We start from the raw sequence: 14258 nt of genomic DNA, 5'->3' as shown, positions 1-14258 counted from the left end.
GTCTGTTATGATTTGGCGCTAAATAGCAAAAAGCCTGCTTAAAGCAGGCTTTTTTGAATTTGGCTCCTCTGACTGGACTCGAACCAGTGACATACGGATTAACAGTCCGCCGTTCTACCGACTGAACTACAGAGGAATCGTGAGAACGAGGCGAATATTACTGAGTGGTGCAGCGAGTGTCAACACTAAAATTCACAAGCCATTTCAATCGGTTAATTAAGCAACAAAATTGATATTTAATGAACATCTGGTGCTGAATATGCGTCCCTTTCATTAGCATTTCGCAGTCTTTGCAGTGGATCCTGCTGATAAAATTGGCAGAAACGTTGCCACAGCGAGGGGAAGCGAGGCGCAAAAAGCTCCGGAGCACTAAAAAAGTATTCGGAAAGCACGGCAAAACATTCGGCAGGATCACTGGCAGCATAAGCATCGATGCTGGAGGCATTCTCCCCCACTAACTCAATTTCTTCCTGAATGTTATCCATCGCAGCGTGAAGATCGTGTTCCCAGCCCGCGACTTCGCGTAAAGAAATAAAGGGGACGCCACTGGCGCGATCGCCATTTCGGGTGTCCAGTTTATGTGCAACTTCATGGATAATCAGATTAAATCCCGAGGCATCGAAAGAATCCTGTATATCGAGCCAATTCAGCACGATGGGACCTTGCTGCCAGCTTTGACCTGACTGAACAATACGTTGATTATGAACCAGCCCTATATCGTCTTCCCATTCATCGTCTACCACAAATGGTGCCGGGTAAATTAACACTTCATGAAATCCATCCAGCCATTCCAGTCCCAGTTCCATAACAGGTAAGCAAAACAGCAAGGCAATGCGACCACTTTTCAATGCATCAAGTTCAACGCCTTGTAAAGGAACCAGCCGTTTTTGTTGCAAAAAACGTTCAGCCAGAGTGACTAATTTGTTTTGCTCTTGCTCAGTCAAACATGTCAAAAGAGGTATCGCCAAAGCTTCCTTCCACGGAATTGCATCATCATGGGCGGTTTCTTGTACTTTCCAGGGCCACTTAATCATCGTTTTGCTCGCAAACTCGTCACTTGAACAAAATTGCACGGACAGAGACTGTTAAAATGCCAAATTTCCTGGCATCATGGCAACAATCTGAACGGAGAGATGCCGGAGCGGCTGAACGGACCGGTCTCGAAAACCGGAGTAGGGGCAACTCTACCGGGGGTTCAAATCCCCCTCTCTCCGCCAATCATTCAAACAGCTAGTCCGCCCCATGTCAGTGACACAAATCCCATTGAGAAAATTCGAAAAATTCATCCGCGGAAAATAACGCCTGTAAGTAACCTGCGCTACTTTAGCAATCACATTTTTCTCGCTGTTTTTGAATTTCTAATACGCGCCTGAACCCACAATTCTGTTTCGTTTCCGCACATTACAGTGATGCCCCTACCCGTCCCCCATAGTCATTTTCTGACATAAAAACATTTGCAGATGCTCTCTGTCGCGGTAGTCTCATAAGGTTCGTTTATAGTTCGACGGCAATGTGAGTTACCTTTTCCATACTAATTATAAAAAGACAGTACAAACAGGAACATTATGGACTCCACGCTCATCTCCACGCGTCCCGATGAAGGCACGCTTTCGTTAAGTCGCGCCCGACGAGCTGCGTTAGGCAGTTTCGCCGGTGCCGTCGTCGACTGGTACGATTTTTTACTCTATGGCATTACCGCCGCACTGGTGTTTAATCGCGAGTTTTTCCCGCAAATAAGCCCGGCAATGGGAACGCTCGCCGCATTTGCTACTTTTGGGGTCGGTTTCCTTTTCCGTCCGCTCGGAGGTGTCATTTTCGGCCATTTTGGTGACCGTCTGGGACGTAAACGCATGTTAATGCTGACCGTCTGGATGATGGGCATCGCAACAGCTTTGATTGGTATTCTCCCTTCGTTTTCGACTATTGGCTGGTGGGCACCGATTTTACTGGTGACGCTGCGTGCCATTCAGGGTTTTGCCGTCGGCGGAGAGTGGGGAGGCGCTGCATTGCTGTCCGTTGAAAGCGCGCCGAAAAATAAAAAAGCCTTTTACAGCAGCGGCGTACAAGTTGGTTACGGTGTAGGGTTACTACTTTCAACCGGACTGGTTTCACTGATCAGCATGATGACTACTGATGAGCAGTTTTTGAGCTGGGGCTGGCGCATCCCTTTCCTGTTTAGCATCATACTGGTGCTGGGCGCATTGTGGGTGCGTAATGGCATGGAGGAGTCCGCTGAATTTGAACAACAGCAACATAATCAAGTGACCGCGCAAAAGCGTATCCCGGTTATCGAAGCCCTGTTACGACATCCCGGCGCTTTCCTGAAGATTATTGCACTACGCCTGTGCGAGTTGCTGACAATGTATATCGTTACCGCCTTTGCACTTAACTATTCAACCCAGAATATGGGGTTACCGCGCGAATTGTTCCTTAATATTGGTTTGCTGGTGGGTGGGTTAAGCTGTCTGACAATTCCCTGTTTTGCCTGGCTTGCCGACCGTTTTGGCCGCCGTAGGGTGTATATCACTGGCGCGTTAATTGGAGCGTTAAGCGCGTTTCCTTTCTTTATGGCACTTGAGGCACAGTCTATTTTCTGGATTGTTTTCTTCTCCATTATGCTGGCGAACATTGCGCATGACATGGTGGTTTGTGTGCAACAACCGATGTTCACCGAGATGTTTGGTGCCAGTTATCGCTACAGCGGCGCGGGGGTCGGATACCAGGTTGCCAGTGTGGTAGGGGGTGGATTTACACCTTTTATTGCTGCAGCTCTCATTACTTATTTTGCTGGAGACTGGCATAGCGTCGCCATTTATTTGCTGGCAGGATGCCTGATTTCCGCAATAACTGCTTTGTTGATGAAAGACAATCAACGCGCCTGAGGGTATGGCGAAGATCATTCGATCTTCGCCTTCCACTTTTGTTTCACATTCCTGTGACATACTATCGGAAACGCGGTAATTGTATGGAACAGGAGACACACATGAATAATAAGGGCTCCGGTCTGACCCCAGCTCAGGCACTGGATAAACTCGACGCGCTGTATGAGCAATCTGTAGTCGCTTTACGCAATGCCATTGGCAAATATATTAAAAGTGGCGAATTGCCTGATGAAAACGCCCGCAAACAAGGTCTTTTTGTCTATCCATCACTGACCGTGACCTGGGACGGCAGCACAACCAATCCCCCCAAAACACGCGCTTTCGGTCGCTTTACTCACGCTGGCAGCTATACCACCACCATCACACGCCCTGCTCTCTTTCGTTCGTATCTCAATGAACAACTTACTTTGTTGTATCAGGATTATGGCGCGCATATCTCCGTGCAACCGTCACAGCATGAAATCCCCTACCCCTATGTCATTGATGGCTCCGAGTTAACGCTTGATCGCTCAATGAGCGCCGGGCTAACGCGTTATTTCCCGACAACAGAGCTGGCACAAATTGGCGATGAAACTGCAGACGGCATTTATCATCCGGCGGAATTTTCTCCGTTATCGCATTTTGATGCACGCCGGGTAGATTTTTCCCTCGCGCGGTTACGCCATTATACCGGCACACCTGTCGAACATTTTCAGCCGTTCGTCTTGTTTACCAACTACACACGTTATGTGGATGAATTCGTTCGTTGGGGATGCAGCCAGATCCTTGATCCTGAAAGCCCTTATATTGCACTTTCTTGCGCTGGCGGGAACTGGATCACTGCCGAAACAGAAGCACCTGAAGAAGCAATTTCCGACCTCGCATGGAAAAAACACCAGATGCCCGCCTGGCATTTAATCACTATTGATGGTCAGGGCATCACTCTGGTGAATATTGGCGTGGGGCCGTCAAATGCAAAAACCATCTGTGATCATCTGGCGGTGCTACGTCCGGATGTCTGGTTAATGATTGGTCACTGCGGTGGATTACGTGAAAGCCAGTCTATTGGTGATTATGTACTTGCGCATGCTTATTTACGCGATGACCACGTTCTCGATGCGGTTCTGCCGCCCGATATTCCTATTCCCAGCATTGCTGAAGTGCAACGTGCGCTTTATGACGCGACCAAGCTGGTCAGCGGTAGACCGGGTGAGGAAGTTAAACAGCGGTTACGTACTGGCACTGTGGTAACCACAGATGACAGGAACTGGGAGCTGCGCTACTCGGCTTCTGCACTGCGTTTTAACTTAAGCCGGGCCGTGGCGATTGATATGGAAAGTGCAACCATTGCAGCACAAGGATATCGTTTCCGCGTGCCATACGGGACGCTACTGTGTGTTTCAGATAAGCCGTTGCATGGTGAGATTAAACTTCCCGGCCAGGCTAACCGTTTTTACGAAGGCGCTATTTCCGAGCACCTGCAAATTGGCATTCGGGCGATAGATTTGCTGCGCGCGGAAGGCGATCGACTGCATTCGCGTAAACTGCGAACCTTTAATGAGCCGCCGTTCCGGTAATGAGTTCAGATCCTTTGCGTCAGGTGTGTCAGGAAAAAATGTGAAGGATTTGATAAGTAGCAAAGCAAAAAGCCCGCTATCAAAGCGGGCTTTTCAGAATTTGGCTCCTCTGACTGGACTCGAACCAGTGACATACGGATTAACAGTCCGCCGTTCTACCGACTGAACTACAGAGGAATCGTGAGAACGGGGCGAATATTAACTATGCCCATCCACAATGTCAAAGCCTGTTTTTTAATTTTGAAAGCGTTTGCTGAAATATTCTGCGTTTTGCCGTTTATTCCGACACAACTGGCTTTTTTTCACACTTTTTATGTTCAGCGCGAGGATATTTCCATAGCCAACGCCCGGTCACCATCCGCCAGTAAAACAGCACGGCACGCACGGCCCAGTCGGCAAACATCCCCATCCAGACGCCAACCACGCCCCAGTCAAGCATAATTCCCAGCGCATAACCCACAACCACGCGGCATCCCCACATGCTCAGCATAGAAACCCACATGGCGTAGCGTGCATCACGAGCACCTTTAAAACCAGCAGGTAACACCCATGAGGCGGACCAAATAGGCATAAACAAAGCGTTTAGCCAAATCAGAATCACAACGACATGTTTAACTTGTGGATCCTGGGTATAAAACGACGCCATAACTCCGGCAAAAGGGGCAGTCAACCAGGCTATTGCCGTTAGTCCAATAGTGGACAGCCAGAAAACATGCCGCAACTGAATTTCTGCTTGCGCTATCTGCCCTACCCCCAGTCTTCGACCGGTGATTATTGTGGAGGCTGAACCGAGTGCACTTCCTGGTAAATTGATAAGAGCCGCGATCGAAAAAGCGATAAAGTTCCCGGCAATAACGCTGGTTCCCATCCCGGCGACAAACATTTGTGTTAATAACCGGCCACTGGTAAATAATACAGATTCAACGCTCGCAGGAATACCGATCCCCATTACTTCCCAGATAATGCTGAAATTCAAAGGCTTAAAATAGCTCTTTAACGAGATCCGTAGCGCAGGGTTAAAACCAATCGCCAGTACCCACAAAATTGCAATTGCGCCAATATAACGGGAAATAGTTAATCCCAGCCCAGCCCCGACAAAACCCAATCCCTGCCAGGAAAAAAGACCGTAAATTAATATACCGCTAATAATAATATTAAGAATATTCAGGCTGCCGTTTATAAGCAGCGGTATTTTCGTATTCCCTGCACCGCGAAGTGCCCCACTGCCAATCAAGGTGATAGCCGCCGCAGGATAACTGATTACCGTTAGCTCCAGGTAAGTCAGCGCCAGTGCTTTCACTTCCGTCGAGGCATCACCTGCAACAAATTCGATAATGTGCTCGCCAAAATGATGAATAAGAACAGCCAACAGCACGGCAAACAACGTCATGATTACCAATGATTGCCGTGTCGCTACTCTGGCTCGCCGTCGATCACGTTTACCGAGACTAAATGCCACAACGACAGTAGTACCAAGATCGATAGCGGCAAAAAAGGCCATAATGACCATATTGAAGCTATCAGCCAACCCTACGCCCGCCATCGCATCTTTTCCCAGCCAACTGACCAGAAAAGTGCTCAGGACGCCCATCAACAGGACACAGGCATTCTCCATAAAGATAGGAACAGCAAGCGGAGTTATCTCACGCCAGAACAACACTTTGTAACTCTTGCGTTTTGCGTGCCAGCGAGTGTGGCGTAAAGCAGAGGAGATATTCAAAGCCGACCCTAATTGCAGAAAGTGAAACCACATTTCAAATAATGAGGGAGAATCAGCAAAGCTGCAAAGATTTTCGCTGTCAAATTGTCTGCAAATGCAACAAACTGTTGATAGAAACGGCAAACAGTTAGGTTTTTTAAAAATCGGGTTTGACAAAATATTTTTCGCCGTTAAGATGTGCCCCAACAGCGATTCCTCTGTAGTTCAGTCGGTAGAACGGCGGACTGTTAATCCGTATGTCACTGGTTCGAGTCCAGTCAGAGGAGCCAAATTTCTGAAAAGCCCGCTTTGATAGCGGGCTTTTTGTTATATCTGATAATCAATTACCTCTTCACTATTTTCCATCACCTGCCGCTTAATATCCTCAACCGACAATCCAGCGTTACACAGTTCCAGAAAGTGCCAGACGTAGTTACGCTGCAGTTGCCCTCGTTTCAGCCCCAACCAGACAGTATTGGCATCGAAAAGATGGCGAGTATCCAGACGAATTAAATTCTCTTCCTCTTGTTCACCGCTGGATTGTTCGGCTACTAATCCGATTCCCAGCCCAAGAGCGACGTAGGTTTTGATGACATCAGAATCCTGGGCGCTCAATACAATATCTGCCAGCAAACCTTTGCGGGTAAATGCATCATCAATACGCGAGCGGCCTGTAATCCCCTGCCGGTAAGTGATCAACGGCCACTTCGCTATTGATTCCAGCGTTAATGGCGTAATTTTTGTTAAAGGATGATTAACAGGAACAAGCAAACTATGATGCCAACGAAACCAGGGGAAGGCGACGAGTTGGAGGTCATTGCTCAAACGCTCACTGGCTATGCCAATATCAGCGCCGCCATTTTGTAGCAATGTGGCAATTTCCTGTGGCGTTCCCTGGATAAGCTCGAGTCGCACTTCCGGGAAAAGTTCGCGAAAGACTTTAATGACATCCGGCAAGCTGTAGCGAGCCTGAGTATGCGTCGTTGCGATAGTGAGTACGCCAGACGTATCGTTGGTAAACAGCTCGGCAAGCCGACGAACATTACTGGCTTCATTCAGAATACGTTCTGCAATAACCAGTAACGCTTTGCCCGGTTCAGTCATGCCAAGAAGCCGTTTGCCCCGACGAATGAATATTTCTATACCAAGTTCATCCTCCAGCTCTCGAATATGACGGCTGACACCAGACTGTGAGGTAAAGAGCATATTCGCGACCTCTGTCAGATTGTAATCCTGACGGGCAGCCTCGCGGATTATCTTTAGCTGTTGGAAATTCACGGTAAACTCCGGGCATATCAGACATCCACTATTGTTAGAGTCTAATGCCCGGCATAACAAATAATAAAAACCTGCATCTTATTCCATTCGGATATAACGTTTAGCTCACCAATTGCCATTGTCTTTTTTCCATGGCTGGATTACTAATCACTGACAACAGAAGCTCTTTCACTGCCTGCGCCTGTGGCGATAAATTCGATCTGGCGGGTAAATTTAATGACAATGAGAGACTCATTGAAGGTGTGGTAATACGTGACATCCAACCGTTAACAGCGTCACATAACGAACGCGCGGCCGATTCCGGCAATACTGCAACGCCCATACCGCTGGCAATCGCGGCGGTAAGTGTGGCGATAGACTCAATTTCACCGATAACTTTAGCTGTGAGTCGCCGTAGGGAAAAAGCCTCATCGACACGAAGTCTTACTGCACTGTAATCGCCGGGAAGGAAGAGGTTCATTTGCGCTATAGCATTAACATCAACGCTTTGCCCAGGACAATCCTGAGTACCGACAAGAAACAGATCTTCTTTTAACAAGGCCTGGCTGGATACGCCTGACACAGGGGAATGCTCGTAAATCACCGCCATATCAAGCTGACGATTAATAAGTTTATCGTTAAGAACAGCACCACTATTTTCATGTAGATAGATAACCACCTCTGGAAATTCGGCGCGAACCGCCTGTAATAAGGGCATGGTGATAGATGACGCGGCGATCCCAGGCGCAAAGCCAATCGAAACTTGACCCGATAATGTCTGTCCTACGTTATGTACCGCCAGTTGGGCCTGTTCACACTGACGTAAAATTGCCCGCGCATGGGTGTAGAGAATTTTTCCGGCGTCTGTCGGTGTAACGCCTCGTTTTGTGCGAATCAAAAGTTGTTGATTCAGCTCTCCTTCCAGCGTAGCAACCTGCTGACTGAGCGCAGGCTGTGCTATATGCAATACTTCAGCAGCCTGGGTCAGGCTACCAATGTCTACAATTTTTACGAAGTATTTCAGGCGTCTAAAGTTCATGGTGCCTCCGGTTTTTTAAAAGTCAGCCCAAGTGCCGACATTACTACAACCAGATTGCAAGATACTTGCCAGTTTCATTTTTCCGCTGGTACTAAAGCTAATAGCCTGTCAAATAAGAGATTATGATTGTTTTGCCCTTGCTCTTTTTTACAGAACAAATGTCCCATGCCCCATGAAAGGGTGATATGCACCACGATGGAACATGATTAAAAAGATTGAAAGTTCATCGCTTTGTTGAAATTGGCAGCAAACGAACAAAAAAATGCATTTCCCCCTTTGACATCCCCAGGCCTCGCCATTAATATTCGCCCCGTTCTCACGATTCCTCTGTAGTTCAGTCGGTAGAACGGCGGACTGTTAATCCGTATGTCACTGGTTCGAGTCCAGTCAGAGGAGCCAGATTTTGAAAAGCCCGCTTTTAACGCGGGCTTTTTGCTATTCACTCGGCAGTTATTTTAAAACCTCTGCCTTGCGCCAGGATTAATTTGCACAGGCATTCCCGAGCGACGTTGCAACGCAGCATTTGCACGGTTTACATCAACTTCTTGCCCGTTGATAAACGCCCGCAAAGAAGGCGTTACCGGCAATGGCACTTTTCTGTCAGACTCATATTCTGCTCGATTGCGCGACAGCGGTTCATGAACTTCCAGCCACTTTGAACCATCCGGTTCCGTTGTGTATTTCACAGGCTGATCAATAATTTGCACACGCGTGCCTACCGGAACATTATCAAACAGATACTTGATATCGTCATTACGCAGACGAATACAGCCCTGACTCACCCGTAGGCCAATACCAAAATTGGCATTAGTACCGTGGATGGCATATAACCTGCCGATATAAATAGCGTACAACCCCATAGGATTATCGGGTCCGGCAGGGACAAACGCGGGCAGACTCTCCCCACGTTTCGCATATTCGCGGCGAGTGTTGGGAGTTGGCGTCCAGGTTGGCGCTTCTTGTTTTCGTTCAACGGCAGTCACCCAGTTACGCGGGGTTTCACGCCCGGCCTGACCGATCCCGATAGGAAAAACTTCTACAGTGTTACTGTCTGGCGGATAGTAATAAAGACGCATCTCAGCAACGTTAACGACTATCCCTTTACGTATAGTGTCGGGCAAAATCAGTTGCTGCGGAATGGTGAGTTGCGAGCCAGACTTCGGCAAGAAAACGTCAACGCCTGGATTCGCTTCCAACATATTACTCAGCCCTTGCCCGTACTGCGCAGCAAAAGTTTCAAGCGGCTGGATATTGCGATCGGGAACCGTAACCGTAAGAGACTGCCCCACTAAACGGCTACCCTCTGGAGGTAGTGGATAAGTTACCGCCAGACTATGATGGCTGGCAAAAAGCAGAACAAATGAACAAAGAATATTTACACGACGCATCATATCCCTTTCCTAAGTCGCGAAAGTTATCCAATAAGTATAGCTTTTGTCAGGCTTTCCGTTTTTAGCTGTTCAATCCAGAAGTTGTATTTCCGGGTAGAACAATATTACTGGCAGCAAGTTCGCCCATGCTGCTGTATATCGCACAAGCTGCTTCAACGATGGGCATCGCCAGTGCCGCTCCACTCCCCTCACCTAAGCGCATTTCCATATTGAGATAAGGCTCCATTCCCAAATGCGCCAGCGCAATACGCGCCCCTTTTTCTGCCGATAAGTGAGAAGGAATAAGATAAGGTTTAATAGCGGGTGACATCTGGCAGGCTGCAAGCGCGGCGGCATAAGATAGAAATCCATCCAGCAATACAGGTAAACCACAGGAGGCGGCACCTAACATCACGCCAGCCATTCCGACCAAATCAAACCCACCGACTTTTGCCAGTACATCAACACCATCCAGTGGATTCGGTTGATTCAACGTAATTGCCCGACGGACAACATTCACTTTATTAGCCAGTTTATCTGTTGGCAGGTTTGCACCAATACCCACCACAACTTCAGGATCATGTCCCGTCATAGCGCTAACTATCGCCGCTGCCGGAGTCGTGTTTGCCATCCCCAGTTCGCCCACACCAAACAGCGTTACGCCATTTTTCGCCAGTTCACGCGTATAACGGATGGTTTCCAGAAGCAACTCTTCAGCCTGGCAGCGGCTCATTGCCGGGCCTGAGGCGATGTTGCCACTACCTCGGGCGACACGCATGTTGATAAGTCCGGGGATTGGCTCTGCAGTATCTATCCCCACATCAATCACATGAACTTTAGCACCCGCTTGTGCTGCCAGCACACACACGCCTGTTGTTCCGCGTGTCATATTTTCAGCCTGAATGGCTGTCACCGCTTTCGGGGAAATAGCGACCCCCTCATCCCAGACGCCGTGATCGGCACACATGACCAGTACTGCTTTTTTGCCCACATGAGGTGTGCCATTCAGCCCCGGCATTCCCGCCAGTTGTATGGCAAGCGACTCCAGTCTTCCCAGACTACCGACGGGTTTTAGTAACCCGTCAATATACCGTTGTACGCGCGACATAGCGGCAGAATCGATAGCAGGGATTGTATTCAGTAAATCGACGAGTGTTTGCATGTCACTTCTCCTGGGTTATCTGTCTTACAGCAGCGCCAGCAGGAAAACCAGCTCACCAAGTTCAATGGCCGCTCCCAGCGTATCGCCGGTCTGCCCACCCAGAGTACGTTTGAGAAGCTGACCGAGGATGAAAATCACCACCATCGTCACCACCATAGCAGCAACACCGTGCATACCTGGCAATAATACGGCTGCAAAAATAACGGCTAAACCGAGGGTGACACAGGTTTGTCGTCCATCGATTTTACCAATAAACACATTGCCAAGCCCTTCTTCCCTGGCATAACGATGACGATACATTAATAACGCAGCGGCTCCGCGGCTGACCGCACACGCTGCTGCCAGAGATGCAAGGATCGGCTCACCACGTAATGCCAGCTCGCTTAACACCAGAATCTTTGCCAGCACAACAAAAATCAGTGCCAGACCTCCGTGGGTTCCTAAACGACTATCACGCATGATTTCCAACATGCGATCGCGGCTACGAGCAGAAAATACGCCATCACAGGTATCTGCAAGCCCATCCAGGTGGAATCCTCCGGTCATCAGCGCCAGAACCAGCACACTAAACAATGCCGCCAGCGGCACACCACACCATGCCTGCAACACCATGAAGACCAGTCCGCTAATAGCACCAAGTAATAAACCAATTAAAGGAAAAGTAATAATACCGCGAGAATAATGCTCAAAATCCAGCCCCTGGGACCAACGATGCGGTACAGGCAGACGCGTAATAAAAGAGAGCATCGCCCAAAATAATTTACTCATTTGATTTTTACTCCAATACCCGAAACCACCAGCCATACTTCATCTGCCGCAGCGGCCAGTTGCTGATTCACTCGCCCGGCAATATCACGAAAATGTCGCGCCAGGCGATTCTCCGGCACAATCCCCATTCCCACTTCATTGGTGACTACTACGACTTTTGCAGGGCAACATAGACAGGCGGCAATCAACGACTGAATCTCGTCATTAATCGCCAGCTCCAGCGCCATATAGTCCCATTCGTCAGGGTCTTTATCGCCGCCATATTCAAACAACAGATTAGTCACCATTGTCGTAATGCATTCCAGCAACACGGCGTGTTGCGGATTAATGTCCGCATTAATTAACTCATCAAGCTGTTGCCAGCGTTCCACTGTACGCCAGTGCACCGGGCGGCCTTGTCGATGATGCTCAATTCGTGCCGCCATCTCATCGTCAAGGATTTGCGAAGTGGCGATATACAGAACCTGTGGAGAATTCCCAATAAGCGCCTCAGCGTGCCGGCTTTTCCCGCTCCGTGCTCCACCCGTCACTAAAATCATCATACGGACTCCTGATTCAATTGTATGATGGTATTCATTGACCAGAACAATGGATACACCACCGTGCTGACCGTAATAACATTCCCTCGATTAATACTGCGCGTAATAAAAATAAAAATCCAGTATTCTCAATTCATTACGAATGAGGACGGCATTGTGAGATAGTCTGATTTCCCTGTGAAAACGCCCGACAAAATGCGTCATTAGCAACAGATTCTCTCCATCGACACGTCTCATTCAGATAATGGATTAATGCTACTGCTCCACCGGTCGGACCGGCCAACAAACGGGCATTGTGCTCTGCAATTAAGATTACCGTCGCACCATCAGGATGAGAAAAGCTTTCTGGTATGGATGCCCCGTTTTCAGCAATCAATAACAGCACTGAATAATCGCTATATGCATCTGACAACGATTGTACTGGCCCTCCGTTAAAAGGCAGAAAACCTTGCTGCCAGTCCTCACCAACAAAACAGGTCATTGGCAACATTTCAGCCAGATGTTTAGCCAATTCAATATCGCCAGTGGAGAGGCAAAAAAGTGCTATCGATTCGGGTTTCATCGTTTTCATACCCTCCGTCCTCCGCTTGGTTTCCTGCAATGACGGTCAGGTTGATATACCATAAAAAAAGATTGCTGCGCCTTGAGTGCAGCCCTGATGCCTGTCGGCACTACGATGAATAAACTAAATGATGCCGCCATCCCCTGATCCTTTCAGGGTGGTAGGGGTATAAAGACGCGTCAGTGCTCAAGCAGACGCTTCCGGGCAACCCACTTCCCACCGAAGTTGTTGGTATTGACTGGCAGGCTGGTCTTCTGGCTTAGCGTCATCCTCCCCCACCCTTCCCAATCTCGCGATCAGTGGTATTTTCGGGGTTGTCAGCATTACAGCAGCGGGGGCTGCGAGGGATTTACACCCACTTCCCAGGCACAAATGTGCCAAACCTGTCAGCGTATGTTATGAGCTGATTTCACTTTTCCCATAACACGTAAATAACGTTAATTATTACTGTCGGAATCTATTTAGTCATCCCTCATTTTTACATTCAATTTATGCTGTTTCCGCTGCTGTATTTTCGCTAATTTGCTGACGATATACCTGCGGTGTTACCTGATACGTCTGACGAAAAACTTTGCAAAAATAACTGGTTTGCGAAAAGCCTAAATTACGCGCAATGCTGGCGATGCTCCAGTCACTATGGCACAGCAACTCGCGGGCGCTGGCCATCCGTTGTTGGTTTACCCACGCATTAAAACCAATCCCATGATATTTCTTGAACAATTTACTGAAGTAATAAGGGCTGAGATAAACATGGGAGGCAACATCTTCCAGGCGCAAATCGTCTGATAAATGCGCATCAATATAGCGTAATGCTTTTTTCATTTTGTTATCGTGGGGATTAGGCGTGCGAGTCTGACGTAGCGGATCCGAATAAGGTTTATTCTCTTTAATAACAACAAAATTGAGTTGTTTTTTGAGGCAGTTTTCCACAATTAACTTCAACAGATCAGCAGAAGCCATAACTCGCGAGTAATCCATCTCCGGGACTTTGCGAAATTCATTAAGTAACTCGGGATCTGCCTGCCAACAATCATCGACATTCAGAATATCGACTAAATCGACATCATCATTACGCAGGCGGACTTGTCCACACAATACAAAGCCGACTAAATGCCCGGCAATCACCAGAGGGATAGAAAAATCGGTTAATCCTGCATGGCAACGATAAATACAAGGTTGATCGGATTTAGAGGCTTCCAGCCCCCCACAACGATCGCTCATGCGGCAGCGTGTGCTAAGCTGAGGATGTCGCCGCATCATCTGACAAAATGAGGTGAAGTTAAACAGCTCGGAAATTTCATCACCGTGGATATTAACCACGACAACCGCAAGGCTGGTCGCCTGCGCAAAATCCTGCGCGATTTTATTAATGAGTTCTGAATTAAGTGTCGCCGCAGAAATCATGATAAAACCTCCCTGTTAAT

The 14258-nt window shown here is 48.3% G+C and carries 12 protein-coding genes, 5 tRNA genes and 1 riboswitch; of the genes, 5 read left to right on the top strand and 12 right to left on the bottom strand.

All coding sequences use genetic code 11. The annotated features are described in order from the left end of the window. Positions 1 to 60: 60 nt before the first annotated feature. Together ESM_RS0100320 and mtfA are read right to left on the bottom strand one after the other, a co-directional pair. Positions 61 to 136, bottom strand: a tRNA-Asn gene (locus ESM_RS0100320). A gap of 100 nt (positions 137 to 236) precedes the next feature. Next, a complete protein-coding gene (gene mtfA / locus ESM_RS0100315; protein ID WP_001516583.1) occupies positions 237 to 1034 on the bottom strand; it encodes a DgsA anti-repressor MtfA in 798 nt (265 codons plus the stop codon). A 93-nt stretch (positions 1035 to 1127) separates the two neighbouring features. Here mtfA and ESM_RS0100310 point away from each other — a divergent pair. The 3 genes from ESM_RS0100310 (at position 1128) to amn (ending at position 4438) form a co-directional block, all read left to right on the top strand. Further along, a tRNA-Ser gene (locus ESM_RS0100310) sits at positions 1128 to 1217 on the top strand. 348 nt (positions 1218 to 1565) lie between these two features. Next, entirely contained in the window at positions 1566 to 2882 is a 1317-nt protein-coding gene (shiA, locus tag ESM_RS0100305) for a shikimate transporter (protein ID WP_000378543.1), read from the top strand. A gap of 101 nt (positions 2883 to 2983) precedes the next feature. Next, positions 2984 to 4438, top strand: a complete 1455-nt coding sequence (gene amn, locus ESM_RS0100300; RefSeq protein WP_001060212.1) for an AMP nucleosidase — start codon at positions 2984 to 2986, stop codon at positions 4436 to 4438. A 101-nt stretch (positions 4439 to 4539) separates the two neighbouring features. Here the strand turns inward: amn and ESM_RS0100295 are convergent. Both ESM_RS0100295 and yeeO read right to left on the bottom strand, forming a co-directional pair. Next, positions 4540 to 4615, bottom strand: a tRNA-Asn gene (locus ESM_RS0100295). Between the two features lie 100 nt (positions 4616 to 4715). Continuing rightward, complete coding sequence (gene yeeO / locus ESM_RS0100290; protein ID WP_077627720.1) at positions 4716 to 6191, bottom strand: toxic metabolite efflux MATE transporter YeeO; 1476 nt, start codon at positions 6189 to 6191, stop codon at positions 4716 to 4718. Between the two features lie 160 nt (positions 6192 to 6351). Here yeeO and ESM_RS0100285 point away from each other — a divergent pair. Continuing rightward, a tRNA-Asn gene (locus ESM_RS0100285) sits at positions 6352 to 6427 on the top strand. A 37-nt stretch (positions 6428 to 6464) separates the two neighbouring features. Here the strand turns inward: ESM_RS0100285 and cbl are convergent. Beyond that, on the bottom strand, positions 6465 to 7415 hold the full coding sequence (gene cbl, locus ESM_RS0100280; protein ID WP_001010989.1) for an HTH-type transcriptional regulator Cbl: 951 nt from the start codon (positions 7413 to 7415) through the stop codon (positions 6465 to 6467). A 100-nt stretch (positions 7416 to 7515) separates the two neighbouring features. Beyond that, positions 7516 to 8433, bottom strand: a complete 918-nt coding sequence (gene nac, locus ESM_RS0100275) for a nitrogen assimilation transcriptional regulator NAC (protein ID WP_001011486.1) — start codon at positions 8431 to 8433, stop codon at positions 7516 to 7518. Between the two features lie 323 nt (positions 8434 to 8756). Between nac and ESM_RS0100270 the strand changes: the two genes are divergently transcribed. Further along, positions 8757 to 8832: transfer RNA gene (locus ESM_RS0100270), tRNA-Asn, on the top strand. Between the two features lie 56 nt (positions 8833 to 8888). Here the strand turns inward: ESM_RS0100270 and ldtA are convergent. The 6 genes from ldtA to pocR form a co-directional block, all read right to left on the bottom strand. Next, complete coding sequence (gene ldtA / locus ESM_RS0100265; RefSeq protein WP_000986354.1) at positions 8889 to 9824, bottom strand: L,D-transpeptidase; 936 nt, start codon at positions 9822 to 9824, stop codon at positions 8889 to 8891. A 61-nt stretch (positions 9825 to 9885) separates the two neighbouring features. Then, on the bottom strand, positions 9886 to 10965 hold the full coding sequence (gene cobT, locus ESM_RS0100260; protein WP_001194240.1) for a nicotinate-nucleotide--dimethylbenzimidazole phosphoribosyltransferase: 1080 nt from the start codon (positions 10963 to 10965) through the stop codon (positions 9886 to 9888). 24 nt (positions 10966 to 10989) lie between these two features. After that, positions 10990 to 11733 carry an adenosylcobinamide-GDP ribazoletransferase gene (cobS, locus tag ESM_RS0100255; RefSeq protein WP_001516588.1) on the bottom strand — a complete coding sequence of 248 codons (744 nt, stop codon included), beginning with the start codon at positions 11731 to 11733 and terminating at the stop codon, positions 10990 to 10992. Further along, the gene (cobU, locus tag ESM_RS0100250) at positions 11730 to 12275 is read right to left on the bottom strand and encodes a bifunctional adenosylcobinamide kinase/adenosylcobinamide-phosphate guanylyltransferase (protein WP_000973182.1); all 546 of its coding nucleotides are present in this window, start codon (positions 12273 to 12275) and stop codon (positions 11730 to 11732) included. The genes cobS and cobU overlap by 4 nt, the downstream gene beginning before the upstream one ends. Before the next feature lie 133 nt (positions 12276 to 12408). Beyond that, a complete protein-coding gene (locus ESM_RS0100245; RefSeq protein ID WP_000855623.1) occupies positions 12409 to 12843 on the bottom strand; it encodes a hypothetical protein in 435 nt (144 codons plus the stop codon). 218 nt (positions 12844 to 13061) lie between these two features. Then, positions 13062 to 13236, bottom strand: a riboswitch (cobalamin riboswitch). A gap of 87 nt (positions 13237 to 13323) precedes the next feature. Then, the gene (pocR, locus tag ESM_RS0100240) at positions 13324 to 14238 is read right to left on the bottom strand and encodes a transcriptional regulator PocR (protein WP_000622053.1); all 915 of its coding nucleotides are present in this window, start codon (positions 14236 to 14238) and stop codon (positions 13324 to 13326) included. Positions 14239 to 14258 lie beyond the last annotated feature (20 nt).

This window comes from Escherichia sp. TW09308 (genome assembly GCF_000208565.1).
Classification (GTDB): domain Bacteria; phylum Pseudomonadota; class Gammaproteobacteria; order Enterobacterales; family Enterobacteriaceae; genus Escherichia; species Escherichia marmotae.
This window is presented reverse-complemented; position numbering and strand designations above follow the sequence as displayed.

Coding starts and splice junctions, on each gene's coding strand:
- mtfA (WP_001516583.1), bottom strand. CDS start 1,034: ATGATTAAGTGGCCCTGGAAAGTACAAGAAACCGCCCATGATGATGCA.
- shiA (WP_000378543.1), top strand. CDS start 1,566: ATGGACTCCACGCTCATCTCCACGCGTCCCGATGAAGGCACGCTTTCG.
- amn (WP_001060212.1), top strand. CDS start 2,984: ATGAATAATAAGGGCTCCGGTCTGACCCCAGCTCAGGCACTGGATAAA.
- yeeO (WP_077627720.1), bottom strand. CDS start 6,191: ATGTGGTTTCACTTTCTGCAATTAGGGTCGGCTTTGAATATCTCCTCT.
- nac (WP_001011486.1), bottom strand. CDS start 8,433: ATGAACTTTAGACGCCTGAAATACTTCGTAAAAATTGTAGACATTGGT.
- ldtA (WP_000986354.1), bottom strand. CDS start 9,824: ATGATGCGTCGTGTAAATATTCTTTGTTCATTTGTTCTGCTTTTTGCC.
- cobT (WP_001194240.1), bottom strand. CDS start 10,965: ATGCAAACACTCGTCGATTTACTGAATACAATCCCTGCTATCGATTCT.
- cobS (WP_001516588.1), bottom strand. CDS start 11,733: ATGAGTAAATTATTTTGGGCGATGCTCTCTTTTATTACGCGTCTGCCT.
- cobU (WP_000973182.1), bottom strand. CDS start 12,275: ATGATGATTTTAGTGACGGGTGGAGCACGGAGCGGGAAAAGCCGGCAC.
- ESM_RS0100245 (WP_000855623.1), bottom strand. CDS start 12,843: ATGAAAACGATGAAACCCGAATCGATAGCACTTTTTTGCCTCTCCACT.
- pocR (WP_000622053.1), bottom strand. CDS start 14,238: ATGATTTCTGCGGCGACACTTAATTCAGAACTCATTAATAAAATCGCG.